The sequence below is a fragment of the Corynebacterium suranareeae genome (genome assembly GCF_002355155.1).
Lineage (GTDB): Bacteria > Actinomycetota > Actinomycetes > Mycobacteriales > Mycobacteriaceae > Corynebacterium > Corynebacterium suranareeae.
In genome coordinates, this window is the sequence record NZ_AP017369.1 from 2292269 (window position 1) to 2311563 (window position 19295).

17 protein-coding genes are annotated in these 19295 nt (G+C 51.3%); 3 read left to right on the top strand and 14 right to left on the bottom strand.

Features of this window, described 5'->3' with window-relative positions:
- Positions 1-23: 23 nt before the first annotated feature.
- The 4 genes from N24_RS10695 to trmD all read right to left on the bottom strand — a co-directional run bounded on the left by N24_RS10695 (position 24) and on the right by trmD (position 3825).
- Positions 24-1379: a class-II fumarase/aspartase family protein gene (locus N24_RS10695; RefSeq protein ID WP_231910989.1), complete on the bottom strand. Its 1356-nt coding sequence runs from the start codon at positions 1377-1379 to the stop codon at positions 24-26.
- A gap of 485 nt (positions 1380-1864) precedes the next feature.
- Positions 1865-2236 carry a hypothetical protein gene (locus N24_RS10700; protein WP_197702395.1) on the bottom strand — a complete coding sequence of 124 codons (372 nt, stop codon included), beginning with the start codon at positions 2234-2236 and terminating at the stop codon, positions 1865-1867.
- Positions 2237-2257: 21 nt separating this feature from the next.
- A complete protein-coding gene (locus N24_RS10705) occupies positions 2258-2950 on the bottom strand; it encodes a DedA family protein (protein WP_096456823.1) in 693 nt (230 codons plus the stop codon).
- The gene (trmD, locus tag N24_RS10710; RefSeq protein ID WP_096456825.1) at positions 2947-3825 is read right to left on the bottom strand and encodes a tRNA (guanosine(37)-N1)-methyltransferase TrmD; all 879 of its coding nucleotides are present in this window, start codon (positions 3823-3825) and stop codon (positions 2947-2949) included. Before trmD ends, N24_RS10705 begins: the two co-directional genes overlap by 4 nt.
- A gap of 27 nt (positions 3826-3852) precedes the next feature.
- On the opposite strand from trmD, the gene N24_RS10715 reads away from it, so the two are divergent.
- Positions 3853-4473 carry a DUF4232 domain-containing protein gene (locus tag N24_RS10715; protein WP_096456827.1) on the top strand — a complete coding sequence of 207 codons (621 nt, stop codon included), beginning with the start codon at positions 3853-3855 and terminating at the stop codon, positions 4471-4473.
- Positions 4474-4533: 60 nt separating this feature from the next.
- Here the strand turns inward: N24_RS10715 and rimM are convergent, their stop codons facing one another.
- On the bottom strand, positions 4534-5049 hold the full coding sequence (rimM, locus tag N24_RS10720; RefSeq protein ID WP_096456829.1) for a ribosome maturation factor RimM: 516 nt from the start codon (positions 5047-5049) through the stop codon (positions 4534-4536).
- A gap of 118 nt (positions 5050-5167) precedes the next feature.
- Here rimM and N24_RS10725 point away from each other — a divergent pair, with 118 nt between their 5' ends.
- A complete protein-coding gene (locus tag N24_RS10725) occupies positions 5168-5503 on the top strand; it encodes a cupin domain-containing protein (protein WP_096456831.1) in 336 nt (111 codons plus the stop codon).
- Between the two features lie 74 nt (positions 5504-5577).
- Here the strand turns inward: N24_RS10725 and rpsP are convergent, their stop codons facing one another.
- On the bottom strand, positions 5578-6081 hold the full coding sequence (rpsP, locus tag N24_RS10730; RefSeq protein ID WP_096456833.1) for a 30S ribosomal protein S16: 504 nt from the start codon (positions 6079-6081) through the stop codon (positions 5578-5580).
- A 315-nt stretch (positions 6082-6396) separates the two neighbouring features.
- Here rpsP and N24_RS10735 point away from each other — a divergent pair, with 315 nt between their 5' ends.
- Positions 6397-6873: an ankyrin repeat domain-containing protein gene (locus N24_RS10735; protein ID WP_096456835.1), complete on the top strand. Its 477-nt coding sequence runs from the start codon at positions 6397-6399 to the stop codon at positions 6871-6873.
- A gap of 8 nt (positions 6874-6881) precedes the next feature.
- Here the strand turns inward: N24_RS10735 and N24_RS10740 are convergent, their stop codons facing one another.
- The 8 genes from N24_RS10740 to ftsY all read right to left on the bottom strand — a co-directional run bounded on the left by N24_RS10740 (position 6882) and on the right by ftsY (position 19280).
- Complete coding sequence (locus N24_RS10740) at positions 6882-7751, bottom strand: ABC transporter permease (protein WP_096456838.1); 870 nt, start codon at positions 7749-7751, stop codon at positions 6882-6884.
- Positions 7748-8662, bottom strand: a complete 915-nt coding sequence (locus N24_RS10745; protein WP_096456840.1) for an ABC transporter ATP-binding protein — start codon at positions 8660-8662, stop codon at positions 7748-7750. Before N24_RS10745 ends, N24_RS10740 begins: the two co-directional genes overlap by 4 nt.
- A gap of 86 nt (positions 8663-8748) precedes the next feature.
- The gene (ffh, locus tag N24_RS10750; protein ID WP_096456842.1) at positions 8749-10398 is read right to left on the bottom strand and encodes a signal recognition particle protein; all 1650 of its coding nucleotides are present in this window, start codon (positions 10396-10398) and stop codon (positions 8749-8751) included.
- A 78-nt stretch (positions 10399-10476) separates the two neighbouring features.
- Entirely contained in the window at positions 10477-12555 is a 2079-nt protein-coding gene (locus tag N24_RS10755) for a [protein-PII] uridylyltransferase (RefSeq protein ID WP_096456844.1), read from the bottom strand.
- Between the two features lie 5 nt (positions 12556-12560).
- Positions 12561-12899, bottom strand: a complete 339-nt coding sequence (gene glnK / locus N24_RS10760) for a P-II family nitrogen regulator GlnK (protein ID WP_059289479.1) — start codon at positions 12897-12899, stop codon at positions 12561-12563.
- Between the two features lie 67 nt (positions 12900-12966).
- Positions 12967-14283 (bottom strand): ammonium transporter, encoded by a 1317-nt coding sequence (locus tag N24_RS10765; RefSeq protein ID WP_096456846.1) that lies wholly within the window; start codon positions 14281-14283, stop codon positions 12967-12969.
- A 1040-nt stretch (positions 14284-15323) separates the two neighbouring features.
- Complete coding sequence (locus N24_RS10770) at positions 15324-17204, bottom strand: choice-of-anchor L domain-containing protein (protein ID WP_231910990.1); 1881 nt, start codon at positions 17202-17204, stop codon at positions 15324-15326.
- A 369-nt stretch (positions 17205-17573) separates the two neighbouring features.
- Positions 17574-19280: a signal recognition particle-docking protein FtsY gene (gene ftsY, locus N24_RS10775; RefSeq protein ID WP_096456848.1), complete on the bottom strand. Its 1707-nt coding sequence runs from the start codon at positions 19278-19280 to the stop codon at positions 17574-17576.
- Between the last annotated feature and the right edge of the window lie 15 nt (positions 19281-19295).

Genomic DNA, 19295 nt, shown 5'->3' on the forward strand with positions numbered 1-19295 from the left:
CGAGTTGTTACAGTTTTGGGTTGTTAAAGTTGGGCATTCCAGGCAGCTACAGCTGCATTCACCATGGCTAAAGCTTCGCCGACATAGTCTGCAGGCTGCACAAAACTCTTCGGCAACAAGTCTTCGACCCCATGTTGAGCGGCAATTTTCGGCAGTTCTTCTGCCAGCGTGGTGTGCTCTTCGCGAGCCTTCGTGGATGCTTCATAGACCAAGTCATGAGCTTTCTCACGCCCCAGAGCAGGAGCTAGTTGAATCATCTGAGCTTCCGCCATGATCAATCCACCATCAAAAGCCAAGTTCGAGGACATACGATCTGTATCCACTCGCATTCCTTCAGCCACCACAATGGCTTCATCGAGTGCAGAGCCAGCTAGATTGGCCAACGTTGGAATGACAATCCATTCTCCCTGCCACTCTCCTGCGGCTCGTTCATGTCCCGATTCCTGAAGCCGTGGCAAAGTGGAGGTCAAGGCACCCGCCACCACTGAAATACCAATCATGAGCTCGGAAGAAATCGGGTTGACTTTCTGAGGCATCGTGGAGGATGCACCCCGATGGGAGTTGTAAGGCTCAAAAACTTCGCCGATTTCAGTTCGGGAAAGATCCACGATGTTTCGGCCAAATTTTGCCATCGATCCACACAGCGTTGAGCACACCCATCCGAAGTCCCCAAGCACATCGCGTTCCACATGCCATGACACCACCGGGTCCTTCAGATCCAACAGGCGAGCCATCTCTGCACGAACCGCTGCCGCTTGTTCGCCTTGTGCTGCGTTGTTTCCACCAGCACCAAACAGCGAAATGACTCGCACACGCTCGAGAGCTTCCCCAAGACGTTCCCTCTGCCTGCGGATTTGATCCAAAAAGGTAGCGAGTGTTGCTCCAAACGTGGTGGGAATTGCCTGCTGAGCATGGGTACGTCCCGGCATCACTGTGTCTTTGTGCTCTTCAGCCCGAGCTGCCAGTGCATTCCCCAGACGCATAATCTGTTTATCAAGGGCATTCAAAGAGGCAGTCATTTGCAACACCAGTCCGGTGTCCATGATGTCTTGGGTCGTAGCGCCGTAGTGGACTCGACCGTTGAGGCCTTCCGGAAGGTGACTTGCGATTTGTCTTACCAAGCCAAGGATGGGGTAACCGACATTTTTGGCATCTTCCCACAGCTTCTCGCGGTCAATGTTGGAAAGGACTGCCGCCTGGTTGATCTGTGCAGCATCGTCTTCAGTGATCACGCCATGGTGGGCTTGCGCAGTTGCGAGTGATCTCTCCGCGGCCAACCAGCTTTCGATTGTGGCATCTGAAGAAAAGATTTCTAGTTGAGTGTCATTTCCTGCGTACTGCCAAAGTTGGGAGAATGGGGCTTTGTCAGTGGGATACATCTTGAGCTCCTAGCACCTATGGGCTTGTGTGGAATCGTTTCCACCTGCCATATGAAATCGTATCCACAAAGGTATGATGATCGCTATTCTTAGGCCTGAAAAGTAGGAAAACTCACACTTGCCCCACGTGGCGTTTTAGGAGCTTGGATTCGAGAAACGTACCCAAGGGTCGACCCAGTCGAGTTATCCCCTTAAGCGGGCATACAAAACATCATCATTTCCGCATACAATGGGCAATTTTGACACCTGTGAGATCCCTGATCGAGAATCCGACCAGATAGCATGCCCGAAGCTCTAAATCGAACGAATTTTTGCATACATCCTCGGCTTTCGTGCAAATTCTCGACTGATTTCGGGTCCCCACCCAAATCGGTCGGATTTTTGCATCTCACCATCCCCCCGGCGCGGATCCAGCATTTTGCGCAGTGCCCCTCCCGAAAAACACTTCCAACAGGATTGCGGGTCGACTAACTAAACGTGGAAAACTAACTCCGATGCTGCCACGCGCATGATGCATTAACGCCGGGTTCGGTTGTACCTTCAAGGGAAGTTCCATACCAGTAGATCCCCTGAGGCAGCGCCCCCACCACCTTTTTGGTGAGTTCTTTAAGCTCCAGGTCAGAGGTGCCGTTAATTACTACGCGATGAAGTACTTCCACGATTGGTGGGTGGCCCTCTAGCTGGGAGAACTGGGTGACCAGCATGTTGTCGGGTTCGCAGGTGAGGTCGACAATCTGGGAGTGGATTTCAGACGCTGAGAATCCAGAGTCGCCCAATGTCGCTGGTAGGTTTTCTAGCACTTTGTCCCATTCGCTGGGGACGATGAGGATATTGAGGTCGGTTGAAACTTCTCGCATGGTCATATTCCTTTCAACCATTTATTTGGCAAATTGCTTCCGTGCCCTAAAAAACATCAATGCCAGCAGCACCAGAGTGATCCACAGCATGTAGCGGTTGACCACGTTAACAATGTCTAGAACCTGTTCGCCGAAGGTGTAGCCCAACCAGATGAACAGTCCGTTGATCGCCAGGACACAGATCGCGTTCCAGGCCATTACCAGCCAGAACCTGATTTTCAGCAGGCCTGCCACTGCGTTAAGGATGGTTCCGGGCACAGGTCCTGGCAGGTATCCGAATGGAATAAGGCCGATTACCCAGGCGTAGAGTTTGGAGGATTCAGAATCGATGGCCTTTTTGAACATGCGGTGAAAGCGTGGCATGTATTGGAGGGACATGTCGATAAATTCCATGCCCCAGCGTTTACCCATCAGCCAATAAACGGGCATGAATTTCAGCGCGCCAACCAACGTGCACAGCCAATAGACCCACCAAATACCGTTATCAACTGATGCATTGGCACCGCCGACCACGGAGCTGGTGTAACCGCCCACAATTAAGGTGTAGGCCAACGGTTGGGTGAGCATCCAGGCTCGCAGCGGGATCATGCACAGGGAGAAAATGCCCATGGCGATTAACGCGATGAACAAAATGATGTCGCCGCGTTCAGGGTTGCTGAGAAATTTTGGGAGTTCTGGTTCGGATTTTGCAGGTTGTGGGGGCGTTTCTGTCATTTATCCAGTCCCAATACTTTAAGGTCGGTGGAATCAAGGAGGGTGGCGTCGATAAGCTCAGGCCTAATTGCCTGGGTGCGCAACAGCGCCTGATCACGTCGCCAGCGATCTACCTTGGCGTGGTTTCCGGACAAGAGTACCTCAGGCACTTCGAGCCCGCGCCAGGTGCGGGGCTTGGTGTATGAGGGGCCTTCTAAAAGGCCGTCGGAGAAGCTGTCTTCTTCGTGGCTGCGACGATTGCCCAGCACGCCCGGGATCAGACGCACCACGGCCTCAGCTATAACCAGCACCGCTACTTCCCCGCCGATCAGCACGTAGTCGCCGATGGATACTTCACGCACCCGGTAGCGGTTCGTGGCATCATCGATAACGCGCTGGTCAATGCCCTCATAGCGCCCACATGCGAACACAATGTGCTCCTCATTTGACCACGCTTGCGCGTCGGCCTGAGTAAAAGGCTTGCCGGCCGGCGTGGGCACAAGCAGCAGCGGCAGGTCACGGTTTTCTTCTGCCTCATAAATTCGCTTTTCGACGCCACCCAGCTCATCATGACGCGCATTTTTCAAGTGCGGCGCAGCCGAGTCCAACTCCACACCAGCAACATGGCCTGCAGCGACATCATCAAGCGCTGGTCCCCAGACCTCTGGCTTCATCACCATTCCGGGACCGCCACCATACGGGGTGTCATCAACCGCTTTGTGTCCGCCGGTCGCCCAATTCCGAAGATCATGAACACCGACCTCTAAAATGCCATCTTCGATCGCCTTACCCAAAAGCGCATGACGCAACGGATCAAGGTACTCAGGGAAAATGGTTACGACATCAAGACGTAAACGGTGGGAATCAAGATTTTCAGAGCTAGTCACGGACTTCAATCTACCAAGAGGTCTACCCTTGAAGGCATGAAGCCTCACACATTAATGCACCAAGCTTTAGCGATCGGCAGCATAAGTGGGCTCTTGATGCTCAGCGCATGTGCCAATTCTGGTTCCGGCTCTTCTCCTTCTGAAGGTGTTTCAGAGACGGTCACGGAAACGGTGACAGAAACTGATCCGGCGCCAGCCACTGATCCTGGATCGGAAACCACTACTGAAATTGCCCAAAACACTCAATGTGCAACCTCTGATCTTGATATTTCCACAGGTCAGCAACAAGGCGCTGCAGGAAGCATTCTCTTGGACATCAATTTCACCAATGCAGGTTCACAAGAATGCACCCTTCAAGGATTTCCTGGCATAAGTTTTGTCGGGATGGACAATGGCACGCAAATCGGTGCGCCAGCAGCCAGAGAGAATTCGAATACTCCAGTGATCACCCTTGAACCAGGCGAAAGCACTTACGCCAGTATCAGAATCTCCCGGGCGGAAAACTACGACGCCGCCGAGTGCTCCTTAGAACCAGTCGACGGCATACGCATCTACCCTCCTGGTGAAACAGCAGCCGCATACCTTCCACTGGATGGCATTAATGGCTGTGACAACGATGCACTCGAGCTGCTATCAGTCAAAGCAGTTGGAGATTAGAGCAGCAGGTTTTAAGCATAGACCTGAACTTTGCATCCGAATGTCCATTTAGCACTTAAGCTATAAGTCTAATAAACCTTCAGGTGGGGTGATTGTCGCAGTTCCCTCTTCCAGGTCTACCTCGGGGACAATGGCATGTACAAAAGGAATGAGCACGTCTTTTCCTGAATCCAACGTGACCTCTAGGATTTCTCCTGCAGGACCGTGCATCACACCAGTTACCTCACCAATGTCTTCGCCGTTATGAATGATGCGCAGGCCTTCTAGTTCGTGATCATAAAAGCCTTCGTCGTCATCATCAGCTTCTAAAGGAGCTGCGAAAAATCGAGTGCCTCGTAAAGAATCCGCGGCGGTACGATCTGGAACTTTAGCAAATTTCACCAATAGTCGCCCTTGATGCGCACGTGCAGAATCAATGGTCAGCGCGTGTTCTTTTCCAGATTGTTTACCTTTTAATACTTCCCCCACTGCGAAACGGATTTCTGGATCATCAGTGCTTAGTTCCACAACGACTTCGCCCCTGATGCCGTGGGACTTCACAACTTTTCCGATCTGCAGTTCCTGCTCTGTGCTCATGAAAAGAAAGTTTATGTCACAGCCCTAATCTCTCCTACATGCCATCAATTAATACGGAAAAAATAGTTTTTATTAGAATGGAATTATTGCCTTAACCCCTAGGAAGAAAGCCAAGCTGATGAGTACTTTCAACATTCTCCACGACGCGCCTGCACCACAACCAGACAAAAACCGTCCTGGTGTTAAACGAATCCTTCAAGGCGACGGAGCCAACCTCATTGCTTTTACATTCAGCCCTGGCCAATCACTACCTGATCACCGTGCAGCTCACCCGATCACTGTTACGGCATTTTCTGGCCAGCTCACCTTCGGTGTTGGTGATGAAACTTATGAACTCTTACCGGGGGCCGTGGTGCATTTGGAAGCAGGGATCACTCACCGAGTGGACTGTCCACAGGATGCAGAAGGCAATGCGGTGATGCTCCTTACGATGCTTACTGGTGAAAAACACTAGATAAATAGAAAAATCCACCTGCTCATGATTTCTCATGATTAGGTGGATTTTAAAAAAGAAGTGCGAAAGTTGGCTTATGCCTCTTCTGCAGCAGCTTCCTCAGCTGGAGCCTCTTCGGACTCTGCTTCTGCAGCGGCAGCCTTTTCAGCAGCAGCCTTCTCAGCTGCTTCCTTAGCTTCCTTGTCCTCGCGAGCCTTCTTCTTCTTTTCGGTGATAGCCTCAGCGGTTGGGCCGTTGTTAGCCTCAGCAAGAGCCTGGTTGAACAGCTCAAGCTTGGATGGCTTAGGCTCTGCAACCTTCAGGGTACCCTCTGCACCCTCGATGCCCTTGAACTTCTGCCAGTCGCCGGTCACCTTGAGCAGCGCTGCAACGGAGTCGGTTGGCTGTGCGCCAACGGACAGCCAGTACTGTGCACGCTCGGAGTTGATCTTGATTACGGAAGGCTCAGCCTTTGGCTCGTAGATACCGATGTTCTCGATAACCTTACCGTCGCGCTTGGTGCGTGCGTCAGCGATGACAACACGGTAGTGCGGGGTACGGATCTTACCAAGGCGCTGGAGCTTGATCTTTACAGCCATGTGAATTTTCCTCACTAGGTCACTGGGCAGTACTGCCACTCACCGTGTGCTGGTGAGCCGGTTCAGCCCTTCTTGTTTAACCTGCGTGTGACTCCTCCGGACGACCGGGGTCGTTGGCGGCATTACGCAGGAAAGTCTATAAAATGTTGTTGCACGCATTTAAGCGCACACAACCTGAACCATATTAGCGGTAGGTGAAGAAAAAATAAAATTACTTGTTCTCTATTCGGCTATTTCACTCTTTTTAGCGTGTAGCTAAAAACCATCCTTTCACCTATTACGCTCCTGCTGCCTAGAAGGGTAGATTGAGATACTGTGCTTCCCATTGCCTCCGGTAATGATGACCGGAACTTAATTCACTATGTCGACGGTGGCCGATTTGATGAAATCATGCTGACTGGCGACCTCACCGGTTTAAACAATTTTCTGACAAATGCTGGCCCCAATGCCAGAGATGATCATGATCTGACAGTGCTCATGCGAGCTGCTGAAGCTGGCAACTTGATGGTTGTTGCGCGCCTGCTTGATTTGGGTGCGAACCCGCGTCTTGCCGATCCCAAAGGCAAAACCGCATTGCACTTCGCCGCAATCGCCGGGGATGACGGCATTGTTGAATGTTTGATTGATGCAGGTGCCAACGTCAACGCCGCAGATACTTTTGGACGGACTCCCCTGTGGAGTGCTGCAGCCCATCATTTACCTGATTCCGCAGTTGTTGATGTGTTGCTACGTGCCGGCGCCAATACTAAATTGCGCGATATCAACGGTGTCAGTCCTGAAGATATGCTCTAAATTTTTTTTCAACGCACAACACTTTTCATCTTGAATGCTGCAATCAAGCCGAAAAGTACACCCCATGCTGCAACGATTCCTACCGCAAGCCACACGGTCATTGCTTGGCCTAATATTTCCAATTTGATGCCGTAGCCGTACTGCAGTTCATTTAATACTTCCGGGGGAAATAAAGTATTTTCCAACGCCGGTGCTGCTATTACTTGTCGGATCAACATTGCCGCGGGTGAAAATGGGAGAAAATTCAATACATGCACCACGGTTGTCGGCAATGCAATTGGTGGGATGTATGCTCCTGCGAGAAATCCTGCCAACGTACCAACCAAACTTGAAAGCGCAGACATTCCACCTTGGGATTTCACCAGGGTGATCAAAAACGCCGCGATCGCTGCAAACGTTAAGCAGATCACAAACAGCACAATCACTAATTTAAGTACTCCCAGCAGCGTGACGCTCAAGTGACCCAAGGCCGCTATACCGATGCTGCCGACGATGAACTCGATAAGCAAAATTGTCATCGCCACAATAACTGCGGCAAGAATATAAGAGATGGTCAACGTAGTGCGCGAAATCGGTGCAACAAGGAAGTCTTTGATACCTCCTCGTGTTCGGTCCTCAACTAATACGCCAAGTGCTGCTTGAGGAACGGTAATGGCCGATGTTACGAGAATTCCCGAAAAGGCCCAGTTGAATACGAATCCTTCTACTTCGTTTCTCGCCGATTCTGGGAGATCCACCGATAAGCTATCTATCTGCAGTTTTCCTAGAAACAGCACATAAAGACCAAGGAGAATTATCGCACCGAGAATGGAAAACAACACGGCCATTTTATCCCGGAAGAAGCATCTAAGATGTCTACGAACTAGCACTGTAATCATGATTTTCCCCGCCCTGCATCCCGCACTGAATCCCGCCCTGCCGTAACCGCTAGAAATACATCGTCCATTGAGCCGTGCCGTATCTCAACATCTAAAACGTTCTCGGTTTGCCGTGCTATCTCCACTGCCAAATGCGCTGCTTCAAGCCCATCTGCTAATCGGAGTCGAAGCCTGTCCCCATCAACTTCTGGTTCAAAACGAACAAGCTCATGCGAGAGTTGCTCAGGATTATCTGTTCTTAGAGTTAATACGGTTGTGGTGTAGCGCGAGCGCAGCTCCATGGGAGTTCCAGACGCTACTTCTTGGCCGTGGTCAATAATGAGGACAGAATCTGCTAATTCAGTTTCTTCCATGTAGTGCGTGGTCAAAAAGACGGTAAGCCCCACATCGTTGCGTAAGGAATTAATGGTGTCCCACACTTGACGCCGGGATCTAGGGTCTAGTCCTGCTGTTGGTTCATCCAAAAACAAGATATCGGGAGAATGCAGCAGTGCTCGTGCAATATCGGTCCGGCGTTTCTCACCACCGGATAAGACACCGTATTTACGGTTGGCAAATCCTTCCATGCCGATATGTTCAATGATCTCGTCAATCCGCTGTGGGTCTACCTCAGGGTATAAGCTTCCTCGAGTTTCAAGGTTTTCTTTCGCGCTTAAAAGCGGATCAAGTACAGACTGTTGGAATACAACCCCCAGTTTTGATGAGTCCACGTTCCCGCCTTGTAGCGTGATCTCACCTAAGGTTGGTTGTTCAATCCCAATGAGGCAAGAAATGGTTGTGGTTTTGCCAGCACCGTTTTCACCTAGAAAGGCGAAGATCTCCCCTTGTTCTACGTCAAAACTTAAGTGATCAACTGCTGTAGTAGTGTCATAGCGTTTAACGAGGTCCCGCACTTGCAAGATTGGTGGCATAGAACAATTTGTACCAAAAACAACTAGTCGGTGCATCACCATAAAAGGCGATGCACCGACTAGTTCTAGCTCAGGTCCTAAACGTGCTACTTCTTGCCAGAGTTCCCAAAGTCCAAGTTGTTGAGGTCGATATTTTCCATACCCTTTGGCAGCTTCGGCATTCCAGGCATACCTGGCAGTCCGCCACCACGGCCGCCAAGTCCACCTGCTCCACCAAGCTGCTTTTGCAGTTCTGCTAAGTCAGGCATCCCTGCGCCACCCATGCCTGGCATTCCCGGCATGCCACCCATCGGCATCTTTGGCTGGGTTGGCCCCTTCTTGGCTGGTTTACGCTTGCCGTTTTTCCCCTTACGGCCCTTGGCTTGTTTCTTTGTAGCGCTGCGGGTTCCAGGTCCCATGCCGAACTGGCCGGCCATTTGCCCCATCATCTTTCGGGCTTCAAAGAATCGTTCAACCAGTTTGTTTACTTCAGAAACAGTGACACCAGAACCGTTGGCGATGCGCTTTCTACGAGACGCGTTGAGGATCTTCGGGTTGTCTCGCTCTGCAGGAGTCATACCGCGAATGATGGCCTGAATGCGGTCGAGTTGTTTTTCATCGACCATGTCAGCCATTTGTGACATCTGCTTGCCGCCAGGAAGCATCTTCAAGATGTTTCCGATTGGTCCCATGCGGCGGATCATCAGCATCTGGTCGAGGAAGTCTTCCAAGGTGAGCTCGCCGGTGCCCAACTTCTGGGCAGCTGCCTCAGCCTTTTCCTGGTCCATGACGGCTTCGGCCTGCTCGATAAGTGACAATACGTCACCCATGCCCAGGATTCGGCTGGCCATACGCTCAGGGTGGAAGACATCGAAATCGTCGAGTTTTTCACCGGTGGAGGCAAACATGATCGGCTTGCCAGTAACTTCACGGATGGAAAGTGCAGCACCACCACGTGCGTCACCATCGAGCTTGGTCAGAACAACACCAGTGAAATCGACGCCGTCACGGAAGGCTTCCGCGGTATCAACGGCGTCTTGACCAATCATGGAGTCAATGACAAAGAGCACTTCATCAGGATTGATGGCTTCACGGATGTTGCGTGCCTGGGTCATCAGGGTTTCATCAATACCCAAACGGCCCGCGGTATCCACGATCACGATGTCATGCTGGGTGCGCTTTGCTTCTTCAATGCCTGCGCGCGCTACCTCAACTGGGTCACCGTGGGAGGTACCCATTTCATGCTCGAGGGAATCAATGCTGGTGCCTGGGTCTGGTGCGAAAGTTTTAACTCCAGCACGTTCACCAACAATTTGCAGCTGTTGCACTGCACCTGGGCGTTGAAGGTCACAGGCAACCAGCATTGGGGTGTGCCCCTGCTTAGCTAAGTGCTTTGACAATTTACCGGCAAGGGTGGTTTTACCAGCACCTTGCAGACCAGCCAGCATGATGACGGTCGGTGGGTTTTTCGCCAGCGAAAGTCGGCGCGTTTCGCCACCGAGGATCTGCACGAGCTCCTCGTTGACGATCTTGATTACTTGCTGCGCCGGGTTGAGTGCCTGAGAAACTTCTGCCCCGACGGCGCGTTCCTTAATACGATTAATAAAGGCACGGACAACCGTTAATGAAACGTCAGCTTCCAGCAGCGCGAGACGAATCTCACGAGTGGTTGCATTGATGTCTGCCTCGGTGAGCTTTCCTTTGCCGCGGAGGCCGGAAAGCGCGCTATTCAACCGATCGGACAGTGACTCAAACACGAATGAACTCCCAGTAGGTTCTAGAGTGCGGGGTTGCTAATCCCTATATGCTAGCTGGTTGCCCCGGCTTAGGTCACGTCAGCTACCTGCCAAGGCTTTAACAACGGATCGTTCCACCACTGCTCTATCAAATCCTGGCTTTAAAGCAGCCTGGATAATTAGGGTTGCGCCGCGGGTGACTGCGTTGATCCATTGCGCATTGGGCAGTGTTCTGAGCAGGGCAAAAATAGCTCCTGTTCGGACTTCGGTGCGCACTTCAAGGGTATTTCCGTGCCAAAACGTCGCTGTTAGACCAGGCGCGGGCGTAGGAACTTCGGAAAATACCCCCGATTGAAATGCTTGGAGGAAGTGTTGGGGATCGAAATCTTGAGGACCGTTGGCTCGCACATCAAATTCTGCACTCCAGCTCCCATTGGCAAGCATGCGTGCTGCAGTAATGGTCCAACCCTTTGCGTAGATGACTCCCAAAATTCGATTCAGGTCGTCTCCATGCCACTGCACCGTGTACACACCTTCGCGCTCTACTAAACCAATCTCACTGCGAGGAGCGATCAGTGGCGCCACCGGCCGGATATCCGTGAGGCGGTCACGCGCTCGCTTGCACACAATCCGCAAAGCATGCTCCAAACGGCTGGTCCACACCCCTGGCCCTGTCGCTTTCGCATCAGCCTCAGTGAGCACTTCGAGCAAATTTAAAGTAACTAAGTCATATCGCACAGCATCAAGCAGCTTATCGACGGCCTCCTCCGAGTAGGGATCAAGGCGGGCGGCAATTTTTGCCACCGTAGTGTGCTCGGCGACCAGCGTTTGCACGCTGGCTCGATCGCGAAGGTTAAGCCCCATTCGACTTGCTGCTCGCGCAACCATTTCAGCACCTACCTGTTCATGCGGGCGCGGGTAACCTTTACCGATATCGTGATACAACGCGCCCAACACCAAAAGGTCTGGCCTGGCAACAGCGACGGTTTCTAAAGCACAACCAGCCACGGTGTTAAGACTGTGCTCGTCAATGGTGGAGACATGACTTGGTTCACGTGGCATCAGCCCTTTGATGCGGTCCCATTCCGGAACAAAACGCGACCACAATCCATGTCGGTCCATACTTTTGACCACCTTGCGCGAGTTTTCCGGACTGGAGAGAATACGGAAGAAATCACCGGTGGCATTTGCTGGCCAGGGTTCTGGAAGCATCGGGCATTCGCTCAACCTGACCCACGTAGATTCCAGAACTGGAAGTCCAGTGGTTGCTGCGGCTGCTGCCACTCGTAGTGGAAGTGCTGGATCACTAAGATCAGGTTTTTTAGACAAGGCGATGGTGCCATTGGCGTCGACGACATCAAGATCGAGGGGGCGTCGAGAAGCATTTCTAAACGCCAAGCCACTGCGGCGTGGCAAAATGCCCCGGGCGGTGGCTAATGCGGTGGTCAGGCCGTCGTCTATGGCGCGGGCGGCATCGGCGATCTCCCGGCCAAGGTGATACCGGTCGACAAAACCTAAGTCCATGGCCACATCGACGGCGAACTCGGGATCCAAAACGTCGCGGGAACGGCGCGCGTGGACATGAAGTAGGGTGCGGGCGTCGAGAAGCAATTGGTGTTGCGCGTCTAGCTGCGGAACATTGCACAGGTGCCCCAAAGCCAATGCTTTGATTAATTCGAAATCGCGAAGCCCTCCCCTGCCGTGCTTGAGATCCGGCTTTGTCATAGCCACCACAGGCCCAGAGCGGCGCCAGCGCGCAATCGCAGTATCGACGACGGCATCAAAATTTTTATTAAGCTCTTGACGCCACTTATCCACGATGCGCCGACGCGTAGTCGAGCACAGCTCTTCGTCTCCTGCGATAAACCGCAGATCAAGCATGGCAAGTGCGGCTGTGGAATCCGCGGAAATCATGGCCACGCATTCATCCGGGGTGCGCACTGAATAGTCAAGCCTCTTTTTTGCATCCCAAATTGGATACCATAAATCCTCCACACCATCGGGCGTTTTCCCAGGTGGATGGATCAAAATGAGATCCAAATCGGAATAAGGCGTAAGTTCTGACCTGGCCAACGATCCAGTGGCAGCAAGTGCAGTACCTGCTGGTAAATCCAAAGAGCCCAGCAACGCCAGGACTTCTTTTTCGGAATCTTGGCGCAGCTGAGCGGGATTATTCATAAGTATTAAAGAGCTGCTTCGCCACGCTCACCAGTGCGCACTCGCACTAGCTCTTCAATGTTGGTCATCCACACTTTGCCGTCGCCGACTTTGCCGGTGCGTGCGGTCTCGACGATAACGTTGATGACTTCCTCAGCCTGAGCATCGGAGATAATAACTTCGATCTTGACTTTCGGTACGAAATCAACGGCATACTCGGCCCCGCGATAAACCTCGGTGTGGCCTTTTTGCTGACCGAAGCCTTGGGTTTCAGTGACAGTCATGCCCTGCACACCTGCTTGCTCGAGGGCATCTTTAATGTCGGTGAGGGTAAACGGCTTGACAATAGCGGTGATGAGTTTCATGATCGTCTCCTTCAAAAAGACTATCGGAACGGTTTTTCGGAACGGTTTGAGGTATTTTCAAATAAACTTATCGAATTTCCGGACCCACAGTGTCATAAGCAGACTCTGCGTGTTCGTGAGTGTCAATTCCTTGCTGCTCCACTTCATCATCAACGCGCCATCCGATGGTGGCTTTCAGCGCGAACGCGATAACCGCGGTGATCACACCTGCAAAAACCACTGCGACTAAAGCGATGACGATCTGGACAATAAAGAGTTTAAATCCATCCATGCCACCACCACTAAACCAACCAGCATCAGTGGCAAGAAGACCAACCCCGACCGTTCCCCACAGACCCGCAACAAGGTGAACGCCAACGACATCCAAGGAATCATCAAAGCCGAAACGGTACTTAAGCCCAACGCCTAGGCACGCCAAAACTCCACCGATTGCGCCAAGAATTAAGGAGGTCACCGGAGTCAGTGCGCCCGCTGCTGGAGTAATAGCCACAAGACCTGCAACAACACCAGATGCAGCACCCAGCGACGTGGCATGTCCATCGCGGAATTTTTCCGTAGCCAACCAACCGAGCATCGCAGCTGCAGTAGCCGCCGTCGTGTTAACCCAGGCCAAACCAGCAAGGCCATCAGCAGCAAACGCCGAGCCACCATTGAATCCAAACCAGCCAAACCACAACAGCGCAGCGCCAAGCATCACCATAGGCAGGTTGTGTGGCCTAGCAATTGCCTTGCCAAACGTCTTTCGCTTGCCGACGATCACCGCCAACACTAACGCCGCTGTACCAGCAGAAATGTGCACAACGGTTCCACCTGCGAAATCGATCGGCGCAATATTTGCTTCCTCACCATTTGAACCAAACATCCATGAAGCAAAACCGGAAACATTGTGGCTAAGAAGTCCACCACCCCACACCATGTGCGCCAATGGGAAATACACCAAGGTGACCCACGCACCACTGAAGATTAGCCACGTGGAAAACTTCACACGCTCTGCCAAAGCACCAGAGATCAAGGCTGTGGAGATGACCGCAAAGGTGAGCTGGAATCCAATATCAATGATGTTGGGATACCCTGCTGCACCCTCGATGTAGTTTCCTTCTGCATCAACGATGGAATCTCTAAGGCCGAAGAACTCAAAAGGGTTTGCAAAGATTCCTGCGATTGATTGAGTTCCATAAGACATCGACCATCCCCAAAGGAGATAAATAACGGCAACGACGCCCAATGCACCAAAGGACATCATCATCATGTTGAGTACGGACTTTTGACGTGACATTCCGCCATAAAAAAGGGCTAGCGCCGGTGTCATTAACAGCACTAGCGAGGCGGACATGAGCATCCATGCTGAATTGCCGGAGACTGCTGCAATTTGATCTGCACCCATAGCGTGGACGACCTCCTTTGAGTTTAACTTTTGTGTGGAGTTCAAGGAGTGCCTTTTGGGATTGACACCCCTTGAACCAGCTCTAACTATAGACCTACAGAAACTAATTTCGATAGTTCTATAGAATAAGAAACGGGCGCCCTGCCAGCATTTTCTATAGTTTAACAGGTAGTTTAAAGGATTGTTAAGTGCATCACAGTTGCTTTCAATGGTTAGAAATAACCCTCGACGGCCCACACCTTGGAGCCAATGAGGTGCGTGTGAAGCCTGAGAAAGATTGACGATCAAAGCGTAGACCCCGTCAGGTACTGGCAGGACGACTTGAGCGCTGGAACCAAACCAGGAGACCCAACATTCACGTTTTTGAAGATTCTGGGTCGCCTGGTTTGGTGAATCGCTCTCAACACCAAACACAGAGACCCAACATTTAAGGTTTTGAAGTTTCCGGGTCGCCTGGTTTGGCCGCTCTTAAATTTCGCCCCCAACCTGCAAAGATCATACCTCCCCAGGGGCGCTTCTAACGGGCTGTCGAGGTCAAGTGCATACCAAAGCTCATCCAGTAAAACTCGAGGCCTTAAACAAGCGATAAATGCTACCGCGTATTGTCACGGCATCAGGCTGCGAGTTCCCAAACTAGCGCGGTAATCAGCAGCGCGTTAGTTGGGTTTCCTGAGTTGGACCAAATTAGCACCGAGAAATGTCCCCCCATGCTAAAAATCTGCACTGATCAGAGAGTCAATATGATTTCCTCTAGCGGGATTGACCCAAGTCTGGTTTAACAGGCACTTTAAAGGATTGTTAAGCGTGTCACAGTCACTATTGGTAGCCTCAAAACAACTCCAGACAGTTGCCCTGGGCTAATCAAGTGGGTGCGAAAGCTGGGGTTAACTGTTGGAAATTCACCCCACCACTACGAAGATTGATGTCTGCCGGAGTTACCCCATAATCTTAGGGTTGAACCTTTAAGAGGACCCTGCCTAAAAACTGACTCTGACGCCCCCGATAATTCAGGGGACGTCAGAAGTGATTAAATTCAGGTCTTATTCGGAGTAAATGCCGCCCTCTACTAAGGCGATTGCGCTGTCATAAACCGCATCCCCGGTATCTGCAATAGCAATATGCACATCAACAGGAACGCCTGGGGTCACCGGCACGGCACATCGGAGATCTTTAGTTAGCCCATCGAACGCGGTGTTATATCCCACAGCACCAAATTGGTTGTCAATGTAATACTCCGTATTGGTTAAATGATTGACCGTATTAACTGAGATTGGCTCATCCGTCTCAGGTACAACTGCACAGTTTTGTCCATTGACAAAAATTGCCATCACATCGTTGTAATTCGAGTTCACATATTCTGGATACTCTTCAGATGCAAAGGCATACTCGATAAACAACGTGGTGCCAGTCGGAACTACAGTCACCTGATACGAAGCTGCATCCCAAGTCAGTCCTCCTGAAAGCTCCGACAAAGCATCGGATCCTGGGTTCCCAAGGTTAGTTGATGCAAAATGACCGGGCAGCCCCACAGCATCATTAATATTTCCAGTACTCAGGACCCAAGCAGGCTTGTTCTCAACAAGTCCATCGAGGAAGCCCCACTGCTCTGGAGAACCAGTAGCGTTTCCCTCCTGCAACACCACTCCATTTCCGGCCAGATCAGGAGTTGGGTCAACCCCAGGATCCGGCAATTTGTCAGCACACAAGTCATCCAACTTGAAGAGCTCAAATTCCTCTTCGAGGAACGCATGCTCCCAGCTAACATCTATTCCAAGCAAGTCAACCGAAGCTTCCAACCCTACTTCTGGGGTTACTCCGGCACTTGCAGTACATTTCACTGTTAATGGGGTAAGCGTTGCATCGAGTTTCACCCACCCTGCTACCTCAGCATAAATACCCACCAAGCCATAAAACTTAGAAGTTAAATTAGGAACAATTTCCGCTTTAGCTTCCGCAGAAGCCTTAAGGTTAATATCGCCTAGACCATCGACATCCAAGTCAGGTTCATTTATTCCCGTGAATGAACCATCTGAGTAACTAAGACCAGCCTTGTGGCTCACCTCTACCTTGGGACTATAAGAGAACTCGCCAGCCGCCCCTGCGGAAAGATTTAGATCCAAAGTTCCCGTCGTAATCAGGCGCACCGGAATGTGACCAACAGTAAATAGGTGCGTGGCTTCAACTTCAGCCAGTGTTCGATTCCATCCGACTGTAACTTCCTGACCAGTACCAATACGAAACTCGGATTCAATGAAAGGTGTCGCAGTAACATCAAAGCTTTCTAGCTTAAATTTTTTAATTTCGTACCCCAGCGCGGCCTCGATACCGATATTTCCAGCTACATGGATATCAACTCCGTCAACGTTCTCATCCAGCTCAAAGCCCTTTTGGTAAGTCGCTGTCACTTCCCCATCGCTAAAGTAGTCGACAGTTGGTTCAGTAATGGACACACCCGGTTCTGGAATCAAGTCAAAGCTCACCAGCTCAGGGGTTGGTAGCTGATACCCTCCTGAATCCTCAACGATGTCAGTCAAAGTCGCAGGTCCGGTCACTATCAACGTAGTGTCACCTGCTTGATCACTGATTGAAATAATCTTCAGCAAAGCGCCTTCGGGAAGAAAATCAGTCGGGGCAACTGACAGGACGGAACCTACCTCCAATAAACTTTCCTCAACGTTTTGATCCGATACTTCGAGACTGCCATAAGGATTCGAACTACCATCCACATTGGCGTTTTCGAATAGCTCTCGAGCTTCTTCCTCATCAACAGCACGCGCAAGCGGGTTAACTACAATCTCCTCGGGATTCGTTGGCGGAGTTACAGATGAAGACCCCACCGCACTTCCAATACTTCCCAGCAATTCTGCAAAAAAGAGCCCCAATAATCCCAACAGGGAAATAATACTTTGGAAGAACTTCACCAGTTTCCCCCTACTTTGAGCCGGGAAAAACGAATGTCAAAGTCGCGCACGCTTACACTTCTTTCTTTCAAGAAAACCTAATTACATGGAGAACTTTTCGAAAAGCAGACTAATCACCCATGAAAATCTTTAGATTTATTTACAAGAAATTTGGTTTTTAGCTGTCAGTTTTCGATGGCTAAACGTTAGCAGATTTGATTTGTTATTTTCTCGTTATTTCTTGTTATTTTTGAAACGCAAAGAAAGAATTCATTCCTTGGTTAAATTTCTTTAACCTTTATCGATCTCAATACAAAAGCATGGGCTGGTCTCGCCGAAATTTCTTTCAGCGAGACCAGCCCATGCTTTTGAAAGCTTAAAAACTTTAGGCTATCCCAACAAAGCGTCGACGAAGCCCTCCACTTCAAACGGAGCCAAATCGTCGGCACCTTCACCAAGGCCGACTAGTTTCACTGGAACACCAAGCTCTTCTTGGACCTGGAAAACGATTCCGCCCTTGGCTGTACCGTCCAACTTGGTCAAGACCACGCCTGTGATATCAACAACTTCACGGAAAATACGCGCCTGCTGCATACCATTTTGGCCAACTGTGGCATCAAGGACCAGCAGGACTTCATCCACTACTGCCTTCTTCTCCACCACGCGCTTTACTTTGCCCAACTGATCCATCAGACCAGCCGACGTATGCAAACGACCCGCAGTATCCACCAGCACCACGTCTGCTTGGCGTTCCACACCCTTGGCTACAGCATCAAATGCGATCGATGCAGGATCTGCGCCCTCAGCACCACGTACCGTTTCTGCACCAACACGACGACCCCAAGTCTCTAATTGATCAGCTGCAGCAGCACGGAAAGTATCCGCTGCACCCAAAATTACCTTGTGCCCCATGGATACCAACACGCGAGCAAGCTTGCCTGTGGTGGTGGTCTTGCCAGTACCATTCACGCCAACTACCAAGACAACAGCTGGCTTACCTTCATAAGGCATGGCCTTAATGGAACGGTCAAGGTCGGGGCGGCAGGCGTCGATAAGCGATGCACGCAACATGGCACGCGCCTCGGCCTCGCTGCTGACGCCGTGTGCTGCGATCTTGTCGCGCAACTCGTCCACCACGCGAGCAGTCACCTTGGCACCAAGATCGGCCTTGATCAGCATCGCCTCGATGTCTTCCCAGGCATCTTCATCCAAATCGCCTGCAGACAAAATTCCCAGAACCGATTTGCCAAACACATTCTGGGACCGAGACAGACGCCCACGCAGCTTGCCGATACGACCCGCAGCCGGTGCGATTTCATCCAAAGGCTCTGGCGCAGGTTCTGGCTCTACATCAGGAACCGGAGTTTCTTCCAACGCGGCTTCAGCAGATTCCACAGCAACTTGGGCAGCCTCTGCAGCCTCAATGGCTTCGGCAACCTCTTCAGGTTCTGCTTCAGGTTCTACTTCAGGCTCCACGATAGGTTCTGCCACTGGCTCCGCTACTGGCTCGACAGCAACTTCTTCTACCTCAGGACTGATCTCTGATTCTGGAGCTGTTGCTTCAACTGGTGCCTCTGTAACCTCAGGCTCTTGCACCTTTGGTGTTTCAACGACCTCTTCAGAAGATTCTGGCTCGGGATTTGCAGGAGTTTCAGGATCTACAGGTGTTGTGGGAACTTCTGGGGTATCTGGAACTTCTGGTGCTTCTGGGGTTTCCGGAACCTCAGGAGCCTCTTCGACGTTTTCTTGGGCAGCAAAAGCATCCGTCGACTGTTCTGGAGCTTTTTCTTCTTCAGCAACTGCCGGCGGAATGACTACAGGTGGAACCACCGGTGCTGCCTCGGCTTGCGGTTTATTAAGATCCTGACCATCTCGCAAGACCGGTTCTTCCGCCTGCTTAGCAGGGGCGAAGTTGAAACCACCTTGAGCTTGGTAATTTCCTGACTTCTCCTGCTGGGTTAATTCCTTCTTTTCTTCTTCGGGTTTTTCAAAACTAACGGTCTTAGATTTCGCTCGTTGGTTTCCCACGATCAACAAAATGATGATCGCAAGAACCACGAGGACTACTAGTCCAATGATCCAAAAAGTCGCATCCATACCCTCTATAGTGGC